This window comes from Mesorhizobium sp. B2-4-1, from assembly GCF_006442185.1.
Classification (GTDB): Bacteria; Pseudomonadota; Alphaproteobacteria; order Rhizobiales; family Rhizobiaceae; genus Mesorhizobium.
In genome coordinates this window covers 38035-54828 of record NZ_VFVN01000005.1, presented here as the reverse complement: position 1 = coordinate 54828, position 16794 = coordinate 38035, and the positions used below count along the sequence as shown (strand labels likewise).

The 16794-nt window shown below is 63.5% G+C and carries 14 protein-coding genes; 6 read left to right on the top strand and 8 right to left on the bottom strand.

Translation table 11 applies throughout. From position 1 onward, the window contains the following. Window positions 1-83: 83 nt before the first annotated feature. Together mscL and FJ949_RS14625 are read left to right on the top strand one after the other, a co-directional pair. On the top strand, window positions 84-506 hold the full coding sequence (mscL, locus tag FJ949_RS14630) for a large conductance mechanosensitive channel protein MscL (RefSeq protein ID WP_140496583.1): 423 nt from the start codon (window positions 84-86) through the stop codon (window positions 504-506). Between the two features lie 110 nt (window positions 507-616). Next, on the top strand, window positions 617-1783 hold the full coding sequence (locus tag FJ949_RS14625) for a pyridoxal phosphate-dependent aminotransferase (RefSeq protein WP_140496579.1): 1167 nt from the start codon (window positions 617-619) through the stop codon (window positions 1781-1783). A gap of 73 nt (window positions 1784-1856) precedes the next feature. Here FJ949_RS14625 and hemA read toward each other — a convergent pair whose 3' ends face one another. Further along, entirely contained in the window at window positions 1857-3134 is a 1278-nt protein-coding gene (gene hemA, locus FJ949_RS14620; RefSeq protein ID WP_140496577.1) for a 5-aminolevulinate synthase, read from the bottom strand. Between the two features lie 277 nt (window positions 3135-3411). Here hemA and galE point away from each other — a divergent pair, with 277 nt between their 5' ends. Both galE and FJ949_RS14610 read left to right on the top strand, forming a co-directional pair. Then, window positions 3412-4407, top strand: a complete 996-nt coding sequence (gene galE / locus FJ949_RS14615) for a UDP-glucose 4-epimerase GalE (protein WP_140496575.1) — start codon at window positions 3412-3414, stop codon at window positions 4405-4407. 106 nt (window positions 4408-4513) lie between these two features. Beyond that, window positions 4514-5764, top strand: a complete 1251-nt coding sequence (locus tag FJ949_RS14610) for a D-amino acid dehydrogenase (RefSeq protein ID WP_140496573.1) — start codon at window positions 4514-4516, stop codon at window positions 5762-5764. Window positions 5765-5780: 16 nt separating this feature from the next. Here FJ949_RS14610 and FJ949_RS14605 read toward each other — a convergent pair whose 3' ends face one another. The 7 genes from FJ949_RS14605 to FJ949_RS14575 form a co-directional block, all read right to left on the bottom strand. Next, on the bottom strand, window positions 5781-7157 hold the full coding sequence (locus tag FJ949_RS14605) for an FGGY-family carbohydrate kinase (RefSeq protein WP_140496571.1): 1377 nt from the start codon (window positions 7155-7157) through the stop codon (window positions 5781-5783). After that, on the bottom strand, window positions 7154-7471 hold the full coding sequence (gene rhaM / locus FJ949_RS14600; RefSeq protein WP_140496569.1) for an L-rhamnose mutarotase: 318 nt from the start codon (window positions 7469-7471) through the stop codon (window positions 7154-7156). Before rhaM ends, FJ949_RS14605 begins: the two co-directional genes overlap by 4 nt. Beyond that, window positions 7471-8466, bottom strand: a complete 996-nt coding sequence (locus FJ949_RS14595) for an ABC transporter permease (RefSeq protein ID WP_140496567.1) — start codon at window positions 8464-8466, stop codon at window positions 7471-7473. Before FJ949_RS14595 ends, rhaM begins: the two co-directional genes overlap by 1 nt. Beyond that, on the bottom strand, window positions 8463-9440 hold the full coding sequence (locus FJ949_RS14590) for an ABC transporter permease (protein WP_140496565.1): 978 nt from the start codon (window positions 9438-9440) through the stop codon (window positions 8463-8465). The genes FJ949_RS14595 and FJ949_RS14590 overlap by 4 nt, the downstream gene beginning before the upstream one ends. Then, window positions 9437-10978, bottom strand: coding sequence for a sugar ABC transporter ATP-binding protein (locus tag FJ949_RS14585; RefSeq protein ID WP_140496563.1), 1542 nt, complete (start codon window positions 10976-10978; stop codon window positions 9437-9439). Before FJ949_RS14585 ends, FJ949_RS14590 begins: the two co-directional genes overlap by 4 nt. Before the next feature lie 81 nt (window positions 10979-11059). After that, window positions 11060-12055 carry a rhamnose ABC transporter substrate-binding protein gene (gene rhaS, locus FJ949_RS14580; RefSeq protein ID WP_140496561.1) on the bottom strand — a complete coding sequence of 332 codons (996 nt, stop codon included), beginning with the start codon at window positions 12053-12055 and terminating at the stop codon, window positions 11060-11062. A gap of 56 nt (window positions 12056-12111) precedes the next feature. Then, window positions 12112-12915 carry a DeoR/GlpR family DNA-binding transcription regulator gene (locus FJ949_RS14575; RefSeq protein WP_140496559.1) on the bottom strand — a complete coding sequence of 268 codons (804 nt, stop codon included), beginning with the start codon at window positions 12913-12915 and terminating at the stop codon, window positions 12112-12114. A 187-nt stretch (window positions 12916-13102) separates the two neighbouring features. Between FJ949_RS14575 and FJ949_RS14570 the strand changes: the two genes are divergently transcribed. Beyond that, window positions 13103-15205: a bifunctional rhamnulose-1-phosphate aldolase/short-chain dehydrogenase gene (locus tag FJ949_RS14570; RefSeq protein ID WP_140496557.1), complete on the top strand. Its 2103-nt coding sequence runs from the start codon at window positions 13103-13105 to the stop codon at window positions 15203-15205. Between the two features lie 87 nt (window positions 15206-15292). Then, window positions 15293-16585: an L-rhamnose catabolism isomerase gene (rhaI, locus tag FJ949_RS14565; protein WP_140496555.1), complete on the top strand. Its 1293-nt coding sequence runs from the start codon at window positions 15293-15295 to the stop codon at window positions 16583-16585. Window positions 16586-16794 lie beyond the last annotated feature (209 nt).

Here is a 16794-nt window from a genome sequence, read left to right as displayed (position 1 = left end):
CCGGTTTTGCAACCGGAGGTTTTTGCTATTGTGGGCTTGGCCGGCGCTGGAGAACGCGGCCGATCATGGCAAGGAGGGTCGAAATGCTGAAAGAATTCCAGGAATTCATTTCCAAGGGCAATGTGATGGACCTGGCCGTCGGCGTCATCATCGGCGCTGCTTTCGGCAGGATCGTCGATTCCCTTGTCAACGACATCATCATGCCGATCGTGGGCGCGATTTTCGGCGGGTTGGACTTCAACAACTACTTCTTCGGACTGTCCTCGAACGTCCACTCGGGCACGCTGGCGGAGGCAAAGAAAGAGGGCGCCGTCTTCGCCTATGGCAGCTTCATCACCGTCGTGCTGAACTTTCTCATCCTCGCATTCATCATCTTCTTGATGGTCAAGGCGGTGAACAACCTGCGCAGGCGCCTGGAGGCCGAAAAGCCCGCGCCTGCCGCCGCGCCGCCGCCTGCCGATGTGCAGCTTCTGACCGAAATCCGCGATCTGCTCGCCAGGAGATAGAGACATCAGGTTCTTCTGGACCAAAACCCCGGTCGTTCACGGCCGGGGTTTTTTGCTTTCGCCCGTAGTAGAACAGCCGGCATGCTATCCCTGTTCGAACGGACCTGCCCATGACCCTGATCCAGAACCTGCGCCCCGAGGCCCTGGCTGCGCCTGAAAGCGGTATCGTCGCCGTCGTCAACTATGGCAGGCTGCGCGACGGCTTGATCCCGCTCTGGGCCGGCGAGGGCGATCTGCCGACGCCGTCCTTCATCACCGATGCCGCGTCGAAGGCGCTGGCCGGTGGCGAGACGTTCTACACCTGGCAGAGGGGCATCCCCGATCTCAGGCAGGCGCTTGCCCGCTATTACCAGAGGCATTTCGGCAAACACTTCGCCGAGGACGAATTCATCGTCACCGGCTCGGGCATGCATGCGATCCAGCTTGCGCTCGACGCGCTCGCCGGTGCCGGCGACGAGGTGATCTATCTGTCGCCCGCCTGGCCGAATTTCGACGCCGCCGCCGCCATCGCCGGTGCAGTGCCGGTGCCGGTCACGCTCGATCAATCCGGCAATGGCTGGTCGTGCGACGTCGAGAAGATCGCGGCCGCCATCACGCCCAGGACCAGGGCGCTGTTCATCAACACGCCGTCCAATCCGACCGGCTGGACCGCCGACCATGAGACTTTGCGCGCCATTCTCGATCTCGCCCGGGCAAATGGCCTTTGGATCATCGCCGACGAGATCTATTCGCTGTTCCACTATGGCCAAGGCCGCGCGCCGTCCTTCCTCGACATCGCCACCGCAGAGGACCGCATCCTGTTCGTGAACAGCTTCTCCAAGAACTGGGCGATGACCGGCTGGCGCGTCGGCTGGATCAAGACCCATCCGAGCTTGCAGCAGGTGTTCGAGAACTTGATCCAGTATTCGAATTCAGGTGTCGCCCAGTTCATGCAGCGCGGCGCGGTCGCGGCGCTCGATGAAGGCGATGTCTTCGTCGCCGAACAGGTGGAGAGGGCTAGGAAGGCGCGCGATCTGGTCTGCGGCATTCTCGGCGCCACCGACCGCGCCCGGTTCACCGTGCCGCAAGGTGCTTTCTACCTGTTCTTCAGGGTGGACGGCATCACCGATTCGCGCAGCGCCGCCTTCGAGATCGTCGACAAGGCCAATGTCGGCCTGGCGCCGGGCACGGCCTTCGGCCCGGGCGGCGAAGCCTTCCTCAGGCTGTGCTTCCACCGCCGTCTCGACCAGCTCGAGGAGGCGGCGCACCGGCTGGCGAAGTGGATGACGGCTGTTTGAGAGGTTGACGAAGCCCGAATTGAAAGTCGCTCCGGCGCGCCAGATGGCCGCCGGAGTGGAGTTTCAAACGGCTTCAGCCGCCTGACTTGGGCACCAGCAGGGGAATGATCCGGTCGGTCTTGGCCACGGAAGGTCGTCCTGCTGAACCATAGGAAATGCCGAGCGCGTCCCAGGTCTCGATCAGGGCGTCCTGCAGCTCGGCGATCAGCGCATCCGAATGGAACGGCGTCGGCGTGATGCGCAGCCGCTCCGTGCCGCGCGGCACGGTCGGATAGTTGATCGGCTGGATGTAGATGCCGTGCACGCCGAGCAGCCGGTCGCTTGCCATCTTGCAAAGCTCGGGGTCGCCAACCAGCACTGGCACGATGTGGGTCGCCGATTCCATCACCGGCAGGCCGGCGGCGGAGAGGATCTGCTTGGTCCGCGTCGCCTGCTGCTGCTGGGCGTCACGCTCGGCCTGCGAGCGCTTGAGATGACGGATCGAGGTAGTGGCAGCGGCGGCGATGGCCGGCGGCAGCGCGGTGGTGAAGATGAAGCCCGGCGCATAGGAGCGCACGGCGTCGATGACAGCGCTCGTGCCGGTGATGTAGCCGCCCAGCGTGCCGAAAGCCTTGGCGAGCGTGCCCTCGATGATGTCGATGCGGTCGGCGAGGCCTTCCCGCTCGGTGATGCCGCCGCCGCGCGGACCATACATGCCCACGGCGTGGACCTCGTCGATATAGGTCATGGCGTTATAGCGCTCGGCGAGGTCGACGATCTCTCTGATCGGCGCGATATCGCCATCCATCGAATAGACGCTCTCGAACACGATCAGCTTGGCGCGTTCGCGGCCCGCCGCCTGCAGCAGGCTTTCCAGGTGCGCGACATCGTTGTGGCGAAAAATCTTCTTTTCCGCGCCCGAGCGCCGCACGCCTTCGATCATCGAGGCATGGTTCAACTCGTCCGAGATGATCAGGCAGTTGGGCAAAAGCCGCGCGATGGTCGAGATCGAGGCCTCGTTGGAGACAAAACCGGAGGTGAAGACCAGCGCGGCTTCCTTGTCGTGCAGGTCGGCGAGCTCATGCTCGAGTTCGACCAGCGGATTGCTGGTGCCGGAGATGTTGCGGGTGCCGCCGGCGCCCGAACCCATCCGGCCCGCCGCGTTCTGAAACGCTGCGATGACATCCGGGTGCTGGCCCATGCCGAGATAGTCGTTGGAGCACCAGACGGTGATTTCCTCTGCGCGGCCGTTGGCGCGCCAGATGGCACGCGGAAATTTGCCCGCTATGCGCTCGAGGTCGGCAAAGACGCGGTAGCGTCGTTCCGCATGGAGCTGGTCGATCGCGTCCTCGAAGAACCGCTGATAATTCATGTCGGCTTCCCAGTTTTGCGCTGGATCATAATCATTGCCCGATTGGCCGTCCACCGGCCCGTTTTGGTCAAAATGCCACGCCCCGCACCTGTTCCTAACGAGGGGCGGATCATGGCCTATTTCCTGGCGATAACGGCCTGTAGGGCGCTTTTGTTTCGACATGATGCCATATGCCGGCCAAGTCGGTTACGCAGGGTTTTATTGGTCATAGGGCGGGCTTTCCAGTAGAGCGGGTGTTGAGACAGTTTCCGATAGATCTTGAATGCGAGGACGCGGAATGACGGTTTTGGTGACAGGCGGCGCCGGCTATATCGGCAGCCATATGGTCTGGGAATTGCTGGATGCGGGCGAAAGCGTGGTCGTTCTCGACCGGCTTTCGACCGGTTTCGAATGGGCGGTGGCACCGGAGGCAAAGCTGGTCGTCGGCGACGTCGCCGACAAGGAATTGGTCGGCTCCATCATCCGCGACAACAATGTCGACGCGATCATCCATTTCGCCGGCTCGATCGTCGTTCCCGAATCCGTCGCCGATCCGCTCGGCTACTACGAGAACAACACCTGCAAGACGCGCACGCTGATCGAAACGGCGGTGCGCGAGGGCGTGCCGAACTTCATCTTCTCCTCGACCGCCGCCGTCTATGGCGGCGCCGGGCTGGAACCGGTGCGCGAGGATGCCCGCCTGGCGCCGGAATCGCCCTACGGCCTCTCCAAGCTGATGAGCGAATGGATGCTGCGCGATGCGGCGATCGCGCATGGCCTGCGCTATACGGCGCTGCGCTATTTCAACGTCGCGGGCGCCGATCCCAGGGGGCGCACCGGCCAGTCGACGCCGGGCGCCACGCATCTGATCAAGGTCGCTTGCGAGACGGCGCTCGGCAAGCGGCCGTTCATGCAGGTGTACGGCACCGATTATCCGACGCCCGACGGCACCTGCATGCGCGATTATATCCATGTCAGCGACCTGGCCGCGGCGCATCGCCTGGCCCTTGAGCGGCTGCGCGCCGGGGGCGCGAGCCTCGTCGCCAATTGCGGCTACAGCCACGGCTACTCGGTGCTGGAGGTGATCGAGAGCGTGCGCCGCGCCTTCGGCCATGATTTCGAGGTCAGGACGGGCGAGCGCCGCCCCGGTGACGCCGCCGCGGTGGTTGCCAATTCCGATCTCGCCCGGACGGAACTCGGCTGGACGCCGCAACGCGACGATCTCGACCAGATCGTTGCAGATGCGCTCGCCTGGGAGCGTATCCTGACGGGGAAGAATTCCGCACGCGGTTGAGCGGGTTTTCCCAAGGGCTCGCAAGCCGCTCCGCGAAGCGCTATGGAAGCGTTCGCGGAGGGTGCGGAAGCGCGCTGCCCGGTTCGACCTTTTTTGGGGGGACGACATGAAGATAACGGTGCTCGGAGCCGGCGTCGTCGGCACGGCGGCCGCCTACTATCTGGCGAGCGACGGCCATGAGGTCACCGTCATCGAGCGTCATCCGGCGCCGGCGCGGGGCACCAGCCAGTCGAATGCCGGGCTGGTGTCGCCGGGCGATGCCACCGCCTGGGCTTCCCCGGCGGCGCTGAAGACCTTCCTGCGCGGGCTCTACAACCACGATCTCGGCATCAAGGTGCGACTGCGCTTCGATCCCTATTTTCTCGCCTGGAGCCTGCGCTTCCTGCGCCAGTGCACGGTGGCGCGCCTGCGCGCCAACACCGACATCAAGCTGCGGCTCGCGCTCTATTCGCGCGACTGCATCAATGCGCTGTCGGAGGCGACCGGCATCCACTATGACGAGCGCAAGAAGGGCATCCTCTACTTCTTCCGCTCGCAGAAGAGTCTCGACACCGGGACCGACAATTATCGCTATCTTGCCGAGCATGGCTTGCCGATCGAGATCGTCGGGCGCGACCGGCTGGTCGAACTGGAGCCGGGGCTTGCCGGGGTGAAGGACAAGATAGCCGGCGGGGTTTATTCGCCCACTGACCAGACTGGCGATTCCAAACTGTTTGTCGACAGGCTCGCCGCCTATGCGACCGAGAGGCTTGGCGCCGAGTTCCGGTTCGGCACCACGGTCGAAGGTTTCGATATCGAAGGCGACAGGGTGCGGGCCGTCATCACCTCGTCAGGCCCGGTGGCCGGCGATGCGGTTGTCATCGCAATGGGCCCGGAAAGCGGCCTACTCGGCCGCCGCTACGGCATCGACCTGCCGGTTTATCCGGTGAAAGGCTATACCGCGACGATCCCCCTGGAGGACGAAAGCAAGGGGCCGACTATGGGTGGCGCCGACGAGGACCGGCTGATCGGCTATTCCAGGCTGGGCAACCGCTTGCGGATGTCCTCGACGGCCGAGTTCACCGGCTTTGACCGAAGCTTCAAGCCCGCTGACTTCAACACCATCATCAGCACCGGCAAGGATCTTTTCCCTGGCGCCTTCGACGAGAAGAAGGCCATGTTCTGGGCGGGCCTGCGGCCGATGATGCCCAATTCCGTGCCGGTCATCGGCCGGGCCCGCTACAAAAATCTCTATCTCGACACCGGCCACGGCCATGTCGGATGGACCATGGCCTGCGGCTCGGGCAAATTCCTCGCCGATCTCGTCGCCGGCCGAAAGCCCGAAATCGATCCACAGGGGCTGGTCTATGAAGATTAGGCAAGCGGATCCGTAGTTAGCCCCGCCCTTCGACCGCCGCACGCCAGGTGCTTGCATAATCCGTCAAGGCGGGGTCGACCGGCGGTTCTTGTCTCAAGCCCTTGCCATGCGCCTCAGCCTTGTCCGATGCCAGCAACGCGGCACCGATGCTGGTGCCGGTCGCGGCTTCGGAGGCGACGACGCTTCTGGCGGTCGCCGCCGCCAGCATGCCGACAAAGAGCCGGTTGCGGGCGAAAGGGCCTTCGACAATGGTCGGGCCGTCGGCGCCGATCAGATCGAGGCAGGTCGCCGTCATCAGCGCCAGATAGAAAGAGATGGCGGCAAAGCGCTGGCCGCTGTTCATGCCGTCAGCGTTGAGCCACGCCGCCGCATGATGCGGGAACGGTCCCGACCCCTGTTGTGTCGATGGCAGCAGCAGCGTCCTTTTTGCCAGCACGGCCCCGACATCGTCTTCGGTCCAGTTCTCCGGCTGATCATCCGTCAGCACGGAAAATTCGCGGCCGCCCATGAAGCGCGCCGATGGCACGGGATCGCCCAGCGCGTTGACGTTGACCAGCGTATCACGCGCCGGATCGAGCGCCACCGATCTGCCGCTGACCGACATCGACACCACCCAGGTGCCGGTCGAGACGACGCTGAAAGGCGGCGCGTCGGCGAGAAGATGCGGCAACAGCGAGGCGTTGGAATCGTGCAGGCCGCAGAACACAGGCGTCCGCGGATCGAGCCCCGTTCGCTCGGCAAGCGCCGGCAGGAGCGGGCCGAGCCGGTCCCTTGCCGGCCGCACCGGCGCCATCAACGCGCGCCAACCGAGGCGGTCGATCATTGCCGAAAAATCCGCTTTCCACGGGTTCCACAGATCGGTGTGGCAGCCGAGCGAGGTCACCTCGTTGGCGGCGATGCCGGTCAGCCGCAGCGCCCAATATTGGGGATACATCAACATCGCCGTTGCCTTGGCGAATTCCGTCGGAAAGCGCTTCTGCTGCCAGAAGAATTGCGCGCCGAGATTGAGGCCGAGCGGCAGCCGCGGCGTGCCGGTTTCAGCGAAGGGCGGACGGATCGCGTCATACTCGGCCGCGAGTTCCTCGGGGCCGTCGAATTCGTAGTCGAGCACGGGCAACACCAGTTCGCCGGAGGCCTCAACCAGAGCGCCCGTCGCGCCATGGGTAGTGATCGAAACGGCGTCGATGGTCTGTTCGCGGTTGAGATCGGCAAGACTGTCGAGGATGAAGGCCCACAGCGCCTCGACGTCGTGATGCGGGTAGCGGGCTTGCCGCACCGGCGCGTTCGCCACTCGGCGCAGCGAGACCTCGCGCAGCGTGGCGAGGTCGACCAGCGCCACCTTGGCGTTGGTCTTGCCGATGTCGATGACGGCGATGTGGCGCGGGGCACTCATGCCATGTGGAACATGGTTTCCAGGGGCACGGCCACCGGCTCATTGTCAGGCCTGGTCTCCATGAGGTCGGCCATGTCTGCCCACCAGCGCTGCATCACCGGATGCTTCGGCAGGTCGGCCATGCCATGGTCGTCCCGCCGCCACAGCACGCCGAACAGGATGTTGGTCTCCTCGTCGAGATGGATGGAATAGTCGGAAACCCCGGCCTGCTTCAACAGCGCGACCAGCGATGGCCATATCTCGTCGTGACGCTTCTTGTATTCCGCCTTCATGCCGGGCTTGAGCATCATCTTGAACGCGTATTTTTCGGCCATCAGCGTCCCCCGCGCAGCCGCCGCCAGACGATCGGCAGCGCGATGACGATGATCAGGAGCAGGCCGATGAAGATCGACATGACGATGCCGGGCACGTTGAGCAGGCCGAGCCCGAAGGTCACCAGCCCCATGATGAAGGCGGCGAGCACGACGCCGACAATGCTGCCTGCGCCGCCAAGGATGCTGACGCCGCCAAGCACCACCATGGTGATGACTTCCAGCTCATAGCCCTGCGCGATCGAGGGACGGGTCGAACCGAGCCGGGAGGTGATCAGCACAGAGGCGATGCCGGACATCAGCCCGGTCAGGCAGAACAGGATGAACTTGATGCGGCCGACACGCACGCCGGAAAACTGTGCCGCGACCGGATTGTTGCCGATGGCGAAGACGCGGCGGCCGAAACTCGTGCGGTGCAGCACGAACCAGTAGACGACGGCGGCGATGAGAAAGAGCACCAATTCGAACGACACCACCCACCGGACGTAACCCTGGCCGAAGAAGGCGAAGCTCTCGGGATAACCCTTGTAGGCCTGGTCGCCGAGGATGATGAAGGCGATGCCTCGAAACAGGCTCATCGTGCCGATGGTGACGACGATCGAGGGCAGGCCAAGCCTCGTGACCAGCAGGCCGTTGAAGGCGCCGCAGCCGAGCCCGACGACGGTGCCGATCGCCACCAGCACCGGCGTTCCGGCGCCGGCCTGCACCGCCATGCCCATCATGGTCGAGGCCAGCGCGATGATGGCGGCGACCGACAGGTCGATCTCGCCCGAAATGATCAGCAGCGCCATGGCGAAGGCGATCAGGCCCTTCTCGGTGAAGTTGAAGGTCAGGTCCGACAGCGAATAGGGGTCGAGGAAATAGGGCGAGGCGAAGCTGTTGATGGCGAAGATGGCGAGGGCCACCACGACCAGCAGCGCTTCCCAGGAAAAGATCGCCGAACGAAACGGCTTGTCGAGCCGGTCCGGAATGTGGCGCGGGACAGGGACGTCGCTCATGCCGCCTCCATTTTTCTCAGGATGATGCGGCCCTGCTGGCGTTCGCCGCGCGCGTTGAGCACGACGGCGAGGATGATGGCGCTGCCCGAAATCGCCATCTGCCAGAAGGGCGAGATGTTGATGACCGGCAGCGCGTTGGAGATGATGCCCAGGAACAGCGCCCCCAACACCGCGCCCCCGACCGAACCGATGCCGCCGGCAATCGAGATGCCGCCGATGACGCAAGCGGCGATGATGTTGAGCTCGTAGCCATTGGCGACCTCGACCGAGGCGATCACGTAGCGTGAGATCCAGAGATAGCCGGCGAGCCCGCCGATCATGCCGGAGATGCAGAAGACGATGAATTTCGTCCGCCCGACATCGATGCCGGCATAAACCGACGCCGTAGGATTGACGCCGATGGCATAGATCGAGCGGCCGAGCGCGGTGCGCGTCATCAGGATGAAGAACAGCGCGATGACCAGAATGGCGATCCAGGACAGCACCGGAATGCCGAGTAAGGCCGCGCGTTGGAAGCCGATGAACTCGGGGCTCATCTTGTCGGCATTGACCCAGGCGCCGCCGGAGATGACGAAGGTGGCGCCGCGATAGATGGTCAGCGTGCCCAATGTCACCACGATCGAGGGGATGTTCAGCCGCCACACCAGAAGGCCGTTGATGGCGCCGAGCACCAGGCCGACGACCAGCGCGATGACGATCAGCAGCGGGATCGGGATCGCCGGGTGGGCGGCGTTCAGCATCGCCACCACCATGCCGGTGAAACAGAGGTTCGACGCCATCGACAGATCGATCGAACGGGTCAGGATGACCACCATCTGCCCGAGCGCCAGGATCATCAGGATCGAGGTGTCGTTGAACACCTGGCGCAAATTGCCGGGGTCGGCGAAGGCGGGAAAACGCGTCGAGATCAGCCCGATCAGCACGAGAATGGCCGCCAGCAACCAGATTTCGCGATATTTCAGCAAAGCCTTCATGCCGCAATCCCCGCCGCCGTCCGGACCAGCGTCTCGGCGTCCAGTCCGTTGTTGTCGTAGACGGCCGCGACAAGGCCCTCGCGCATGACGACGACGCGGTCGGACATGCCGAGGATTTCGGGCAGCTCCGACGACACCATGATAACCGACAGGCCTTGCGCCACCAGCTCGGCCATGAAGCCGTGCACGGCGGCCTTGGAGCCGATGTCGATGCCCTTGGTCGGCTCGTCCAGGATGATGACCTTGGGCGTGGTCGCCAGCCATTTGGCAATGACGATCTTCTGCTGGTTGCCGCCCGACAGCGTGCCGACATCCTGGCTGAGCGAGGAGGCCCTGAGGTCGAGCCGCTCGGTGTAGGAGCGGGCGAGCGAAAATTCCTCCGCCAGCCGCAGCACGCCGGATTTGGAGGTGCGTGCCAGCGACGGGAGAGAAACATTCTGGAAGATGGGCAGGCCGATCACCACGCCTTGCTTGCCGCGTTCCTCCGGCACGTAGACGATGCCGGCCTCGATCGAATCCGCCGCCGATTTCGGCACGATCGACTTGCCGTCCAGCGTGATCGTGCCGCCGGAGGTGCGAGTGATCCCTGAAATCGCCTGCATCACCTCGCTGCGGCCGGCGCCCACAAGACCGTAGAAGCCGAGAATCTCGCCCTTGTGCAGTTCGAAACCGATGTCGTTGAATTCGGTGGGGTGCGACAGGCCGGAGACCGACAGCACCTGCGCGCCGATCTCGGCCTTGCGCTGTGGAAAGATGTGATCGACCGCACGGCCCACCATCATGCGCACGATCTGGCTCTGGGCGGCATCCTTGATCAGCCCTTCGCCGACCATCTCGCCGTCGCGGAACACGGTGTAGCGGTCGGCGATGCGGTAGATCTCGTCGAACTTGTGGCTGATGAACAGGATCGCCTTGCCTTCGCTCTTGAGGAACTCGATCAGCAAAAAGAGCTCTTCGATCTCCTTCATCGAAAGGGCGGCCGTCGGTTCGTCCATGATGACGATCTGCGCGTCGATCGACATGGCCCGCGCCACGGCAACGAGATGCTTGTTGGCGATGCCGAGGTCCTTCAGCCTTGCATCGGCGTCGATATGGCCGGCATGCATGGTGTCGAGCACTTCGCGCGCATTTCTGCGCATGGTGCGCCAGTCGATGGTGCCAAAGCGGGTGCGCGGCGCATGGCCGAGAAAGATGTTTTCGGCGACCGTCAGATCGTCGAACAGCACGGTTTCCTGATGGATGGCGGTAACGCCATGGCCGAAGGCGGCGTGCGCGCTGGGCAGGGTGACGTCCTGCCCGTCTATGCTGATCGTGCCCGCATCGGGCTGGTAGATGCCGGTCATGATCTTGACCAGCGTCGACTTGCCGGCGCCGTTCTCGCCGATCAGCGCCGTCACCTGGCCCGGATAGAGCGAGAGGCTGACATTGTGCAGCGCGCGCACGCCGGGAAAGCTCTTCGAGATGCCGGACAGCGTCAGGCGCGGCGTGGAGGCCAGGGGCCCGTCCTTCACCGTGCCGTGTTGGGCTGTCGTGTCCATGGTCGTATCAAGCCCTGAAACAAGGTGCGTTTGAAGTTGCGGCGGGGCGTGAACCCCGCCGCGTCAGCTTGAAGCTCCGGATCAGTAGATCTTGGAGAACTTCTCGATGTTGGTCTTGTCGAACTGGAAGGGCGGAGCCATCGCAGCCGAATTGGTGTCGTCGAGCGTCACCTTGCCGACGCGGCCGATCGACAGCGTCGCGCCGGGCTTGGCCTCTTCCTTCTTCACCGCCAGATCGTGGGCGAGGTAGACGGCGGAGTAACCGAGGTCGATCGGGTTCCAAAGAGCCACGGCCTGTGAAGCGCCGTTGTCGATGAACTTCTTGAACTCCGACGGCAGCGCGAGGCCAGTGACGTTGACCTTGCCGATCAGCTTCTCATCGGTGACGACCTGGGCAGCGGCGACGACGCCGACGGTGGTCGGCGCGATGATCGCCTTCAGGTTCGGATAGGACTTCAAGAGGCCCTTGGCTTCGTCGGTGCTCTTGGCCGAGTCGTCATCGCCATAGACGGTAGCGACGAGCTTGATCTTCGGAAATTTCTCCGGCAGCACCTTCTTGGCCGCGTCGATCCAGGCGTTCTGGTTGGTCGCGGTCGAGGAGGCCGACAGGATGGCGACGTCGCCGCCCTCAGGCAAATAGTCGGCGGCGAGCTTGATGATGGTCTCGCCGATCAGGCCGGTATCGGACGGGTTGAGGTGAAGCTGGCGGCCTTCCTTGGCGACGCCCGAATCCCAGGAGATGACGGTGATGCCGCGCTCCATGGCCTTCTTCAGCACCGGCACCAGCGCGTCGGCGTCATTGGCCGAGATGGCGATGGCGTTGACCTTTTGCGCGATCAGTGAATTGACCACCTCGATTTGCGCTTCGGCGGTCGCCTTGGTCGGGCCGGTGTAGATGATGTCGACATCGCCCAGTTCCTTGGCCGCCTCTTCGGCGCCCTTGTTGGCGGCGTCGAAGAAGCCGTTGCCGAGCGACTTCACCACCAGCGCGATCTTGACGTTCTCGGCATAGGCGGCATTCACGACCATGGCGGCGGAAAAGGCCGCCGTAACCATCAGTTTCTTCAGAAAGCTCATCGAATATTCCTCCCTTGAGCGTTGCATTCCATCGCCGCTGCGGGCGTGAGGGTGTCTCAGGCTTGCAGCGAAGATTCTTCCTTTGCCGACTTGCGGGCGACGATCAGCGTTACCCCCGCTGTTTCGAGCATCTTTGCCTCGCGGTCCTCGATGCCGTCGTCGGTGATGACGGTGGCGATGCGCGACAGGCCGCACAGGATCAGGCTGGAGCGTTTGCGGAATTTCGAAGAATCGACCAGCACCACCAACTCGTCGGCCTGATCGATCAGCTTCTGTTCCGCCTGGATCAAGAGCGGATCGCCTTCCATCAGGCCGAGCGGCCCGAGCCCCTGGGCGCCCATGAACATGCGGCGCGCGTAGAAATTGCGCGTCACGTCATTGTCGAAGGGCGACAGGATGATGTTCTGCTCGCGGTAGATGGTGCCGCCGGACAGCATCACCGTGTTCTTGGAGTGCTTGAGCAGGCTTTCGGCGATCGGGAAGGAATTGGTGAAGATCGGCATGCGGCGGCCGGTCAGGAAATGCACCATCTGGAAGGTGGTGGTGCCGCCGTTGATGATGATCGGCTCGCCGTCCTTGCAGAGTTCCACCGCTTCCCGCGCTATCGCCCGCTTCTGCGCGGCATTGAGCGTCTCGTTGACGGAAAAAGGCCTGCCGGCAAGGCCGATGAACTGTGGCGGCGTGATCGCCTCGGCGCCGCCGCGCACCCGGCGCAGTCGCTTTTGCACGTGCAGGGCCGCGATATCGCGCCGGATCGTCGCCTCGGAAGACTCCGTCAGGTCGACCATTTCCTGCACCGTCACCACAGGCTTTTCCTGGACGGCGGACAGAATGATCCTGTGGCGCTCTTTTTCGTGCATAGTTCCTCCCTGCATGGCCATCTGGCATTAGAAATCGCGCAGTGTCAATCATTTCCGATCATATAATTTCATTGTGCGGTGCAATATGGTTGATGTTGATCGTTTGTGATTGACAAAGCCACGCCTTGCGTAGACATTCCCGACGAAAAGAGGAGCGCACCGTCCGCGCTTCAAGGGAGGATTACCCATGCTCGACAAGCGCTCCGGCTCGCGCCTCGCCAATCTTTGGGATGATGCGAAGGTAAGGGGGATGAGCGATCCCGAGCTTCTGGTCTATCGTTCGAACACGCTCGGCTCCGACAAGCGTGTCACCAATTACGGCGGCGGCAACACATCGTCGAAAATCCGGCAACAGGATCCGCTCACCGGACAGGACGTGGAAGTGCTGTGGGTGAAGGGCTCCGGCGGCGACAGCGCTTCGATCAAGCTTGATGGTTTTGCCACGCTCTACATGGACAAATTGCGAGCCCTCAAAGGCCTTTATCGCGGCGTCGAGCATGAAGACGAGATGGTGGGTTATCTACCCCATTGCACCTTCAATCTCAATCCGCGCGCGGCCTCGATCGACACGCCGCTGCATGCCTACGTGCCGAAGCCCTATGTCGATCACATGCATCCCGACGCCATCATCGCCATCGCTGCCGCCAAAGATTCCAAGGCCCTGACGAAGGAAATCTTCGGCGACGCCATAGGCTGGCTGCCGTGGAAGCGGCCGGGCTTCGAACTTGGCCTGTGGCTGGAGAAATTCTGCCTCGACCATCCAGCCGCCAAGGGCGTGATCCTGGAAAGCCACGGCCTGTTCACCTGGGGCGACAGCCCGAAGGAATGCTACGAAACGACGATCTCGGTGATCAACCAGGCGATCGAGTGGTTCGAGCGGCGTTCCGAGGGCGTCGCCATTTTCGGTGGCGAAGCGGTCAAGTCGCTCGACGCCGCCGAACGCCGCGCCATCGCCGCGAAGCTGATGCCGAGGATCCGCGGCCTCATCTCGGAAAAGAGCCATAAGCTCGGCCATTTCGACGATTCCGCCGCCGTGCTCGAATTCGTCAATTCCAGGGATCTGCGCCCGCTGGCGGCACTCGGCACCTCATGCCCGGACCATTTCCTGCGCACCAAGATCCGGCCGCTGGTTATCGAGTTCGATCCGTCCAAGCCCGATGTCGATGCCGTCATCGCGCGGCTGGCCGACGACATTGCCGAATACCGCGTCGGCTACCAGGCCTATTATGACAGCTGCAAGCATGCGGACTCGCCCGCCATCCGCGATCCCAACGCCGTCGTCTATCTGATGCCCGGCGTCGGCATGTTCACCTTCGCCGGCGACAAGGCCACGGCGCGCATTTCGGGGGAGTTCTACGTCAACGCCATCAACGTCATGCGCGGCGCCTCGACCGTCTCCTCCTATGTCGGCCTGCCTGCGCAGGAAGCCTTCGACATCGAATACTGGCTGCTCGAGGATATGAAGCTGCAGCGCATGCCGAAGCCGAAGGCTCTTGCCGGCAAGATCGCGCTCGTCACTGGTGGCGCGGGCGGCATCGGCCGCGCGACGGCGAGCCGGCTGCTGCGCGAAGGCGCCTGCGTGGTGCTCGCCGACATCGACGAGACAGCACTTGCCAGCGCCAACGACGAACTGGCCAAGGCCTATGGCAAGGATTTTGTCCGCCCCGTGGTCATCAACGTCACGTCGGAGGATCAGGTCGTCGCCGGCTTTGCCGAAACGGCGGTCGAGTTCGGCGGCATCGATATTCTGGTCTCCAACGCCGGCCTCGCCTCCTCGGCGCCGATCGAGGACACGACGCTGGCGCTGTGGAACAAGAACATGGACATCCTGTCGACGGGATATTTCCTGGTCTCGCGGGAAGCGTTCCGGCTGTTCAGGGTGCAGAAGATCGGCGGCAACGTCGTTTTCGTCGCTTCCAAGAACGGCCTTGCCGCCTCGCCGAACGCCGCCGCCTATTGCACCGCCAAGGCCGCCGAGATCCATCTCGCCCGCTGCCTGGCGCTGGAGGGCGCGGAGGCGCAGATCAGGGTCAACGTCGTCAATCCGGACGCCGTACTGCGCGGCTCCAAGATCTGGTCCGGCGAGTGGAAGGAACAGCGCGCCGCCGCCTACAAGATGTCGACCGACGACCTTGAGGAACATTACCGCTCGCGCTCGATGCTGAAGCGCTCGGTGTTTCCCGAGGACATTGCCGAAGCGATCTATTTCTTCGCCTCCGACATGTCGGCCAAGTCGACCGGCAACATCGTCAATGTCGACGCCGGCAACGCGCAGAGCTTTACGCGCTAGGCCTTCCTTCTCCCCATTCACAGGGAGAAGGTGCCGGCAGGCGGATGAGGGGCAGCGCCAGCCGAACGAAATCTGGGAGGAACAGCAGTGTCCGAAACCATCATCTCGGCCGACGTCGTCGAAAAAAACAACGCCGCGCGCAAGGCCGATCTCGAGCGTGACTACGCCTCGCTCGGCGAACGGCTCGACCGTCGCGGCATCGCCATCGACGCGATCCGAGACAAGGTCGAGAAATTCGCGGTGGCGATCCCCTCCTGGGGCGTCGGTACCGGCGGCACGCGCTTTGCTCGTTTCCCCGGCGCCGGCGAACCGCGCGACATCTTCGACAAGATCGAGGATTGCGCCGTCATCAAGCAATTGACGCAGGCGACACCGACGGTGTCGCTGCACATTCCCTGGGACAAGGCCGACCCGAACCGGCTGAAGCAGGCGGCCTCGCGTTTCGGCCTCGGCTTCGACGCCATGAACTCCAATACGTTCTCCGACGCCAGGGACCAAAAGCTGTCCTACAAATTCGGCTCGCTCTCGCATGCCGACGCCGGAACGCGCCGGCAAGCGGTCGAGCACAATCTCGAATGCATCGAGATCGGCAAGACGCTTGGGTCGAAGGCGCTGACGGTGTGGATTGGCGACGGCTCGAACTTCCCCGGCCAGGTCAACTTCGCCAGGGCGTTCGAGCGCTATCTCGATGCCATGAAAGAGGTCTATGTCGGGCTGCCCGCTGACTGGAAGCTGTTCACCGAACACAAGATGTACGAGCCTGCCTTCTATTCCACCGTCGTGCAGGACTGGGGCACAAACTACATCATTGCCAAGGAATTGGGCGACAAGGCCTTCTGCCTGGTCGATCTCGGCCACCACGCGCCCAACGTCAACATCGAGATGATCGTGTCGCGGCTGATCCAGTTCAGGAAACTCGGCGGCTTCCACTTCAACGATTCGAAATATGGCGACGACGACCTCGATGCCGGTTCGATCGACCCCTACCGGCTGTTCCTCGTCTTCAACGAACTGGTCGACGCCGAACTGTCCGGCGCCGACGGCTTCGATCCGGCGCATATGCTCGACCAGAGCCACAACGTCACCGATCCGATCGAGAGCCTGATGCTGTCCGCGGTCGAGGTGCAGCGCGCCTACGCGCAGGCGCTGCTGGTCGACCGCAAAGCGCTTGAAGGTTTTCAGGACGGCAACGACGCGCTGATGGCAACGCAGACGCTAAAATCAGCCTACCGCACCGATGTCGAGCCGATCTTGGCCATGGCGCGGCTGAACACCGGCGGCGCCATCGACCCGGTCGCCGCCTACCGGGCGGCAGGCTACCGCGCCAAGGTCGCGGCGGAACGCCCGGCCGTTGCCGGCGGCAGCGGTGGCATTGTCTGAGGCCGAGCCCGCCCCCTCATCCGGCCGCTTCGCGGCCACCTTCTCCCCGCTGGGGAGAAGAGACTGGCGCGAGCGCTGACGGCCTCCTCTCCACTAGGGAAGAGGTCGGATGGCAATCCGGGTGGGGGCTCTTTCTCGTGCTCCCTCAATTGTTAGTGGACTCGATCACCCCAACACGGTTTCCTAGGCGTCCCCCGCCAGGAGCCTCG

Excerpts from the sequence above, each read along its gene's own strand:
- mscL (WP_140496583.1), top strand. The coding sequence starts at position 84 with ATGCTGAAAGAATTCCAGGAATTCATTTCCAAGGGCAATGTGATGGAC.
- FJ949_RS14625 (WP_140496579.1), top strand. The coding sequence starts at position 617 with ATGACCCTGATCCAGAACCTGCGCCCCGAGGCCCTGGCTGCGCCTGAA.
- hemA (WP_140496577.1), bottom strand. The coding sequence starts at position 3,134 with ATGAATTATCAGCGGTTCTTCGAGGACGCGATCGACCAGCTCCATGCG.
- galE (WP_140496575.1), top strand. The coding sequence starts at position 3,412 with ATGACGGTTTTGGTGACAGGCGGCGCCGGCTATATCGGCAGCCATATG.
- FJ949_RS14610 (WP_140496573.1), top strand. The coding sequence starts at position 4,514 with ATGAAGATAACGGTGCTCGGAGCCGGCGTCGTCGGCACGGCGGCCGCC.
- FJ949_RS14605 (WP_140496571.1), bottom strand. The coding sequence starts at position 7,157 with ATGAGTGCCCCGCGCCACATCGCCGTCATCGACATCGGCAAGACCAAC.
- rhaM (WP_140496569.1), bottom strand. The coding sequence starts at position 7,471 with ATGGCCGAAAAATACGCGTTCAAGATGATGCTCAAGCCCGGCATGAAG.
- FJ949_RS14595 (WP_140496567.1), bottom strand. The coding sequence starts at position 8,466 with ATGAGCGACGTCCCTGTCCCGCGCCACATTCCGGACCGGCTCGACAAG.
- FJ949_RS14590 (WP_140496565.1), bottom strand. The coding sequence starts at position 9,440 with ATGAAGGCTTTGCTGAAATATCGCGAAATCTGGTTGCTGGCGGCCATT.
- FJ949_RS14585 (WP_140496563.1), bottom strand. The coding sequence starts at position 10,978 with ATGGACACGACAGCCCAACACGGCACGGTGAAGGACGGGCCCCTGGCC.
- rhaS (WP_140496561.1), bottom strand. The coding sequence starts at position 12,055 with ATGAGCTTTCTGAAGAAACTGATGGTTACGGCGGCCTTTTCCGCCGCC.
- FJ949_RS14575 (WP_140496559.1), bottom strand. The coding sequence starts at position 12,915 with ATGCACGAAAAAGAGCGCCACAGGATCATTCTGTCCGCCGTCCAGGAA.
- FJ949_RS14570 (WP_140496557.1), top strand. The coding sequence starts at position 13,103 with ATGCTCGACAAGCGCTCCGGCTCGCGCCTCGCCAATCTTTGGGATGAT.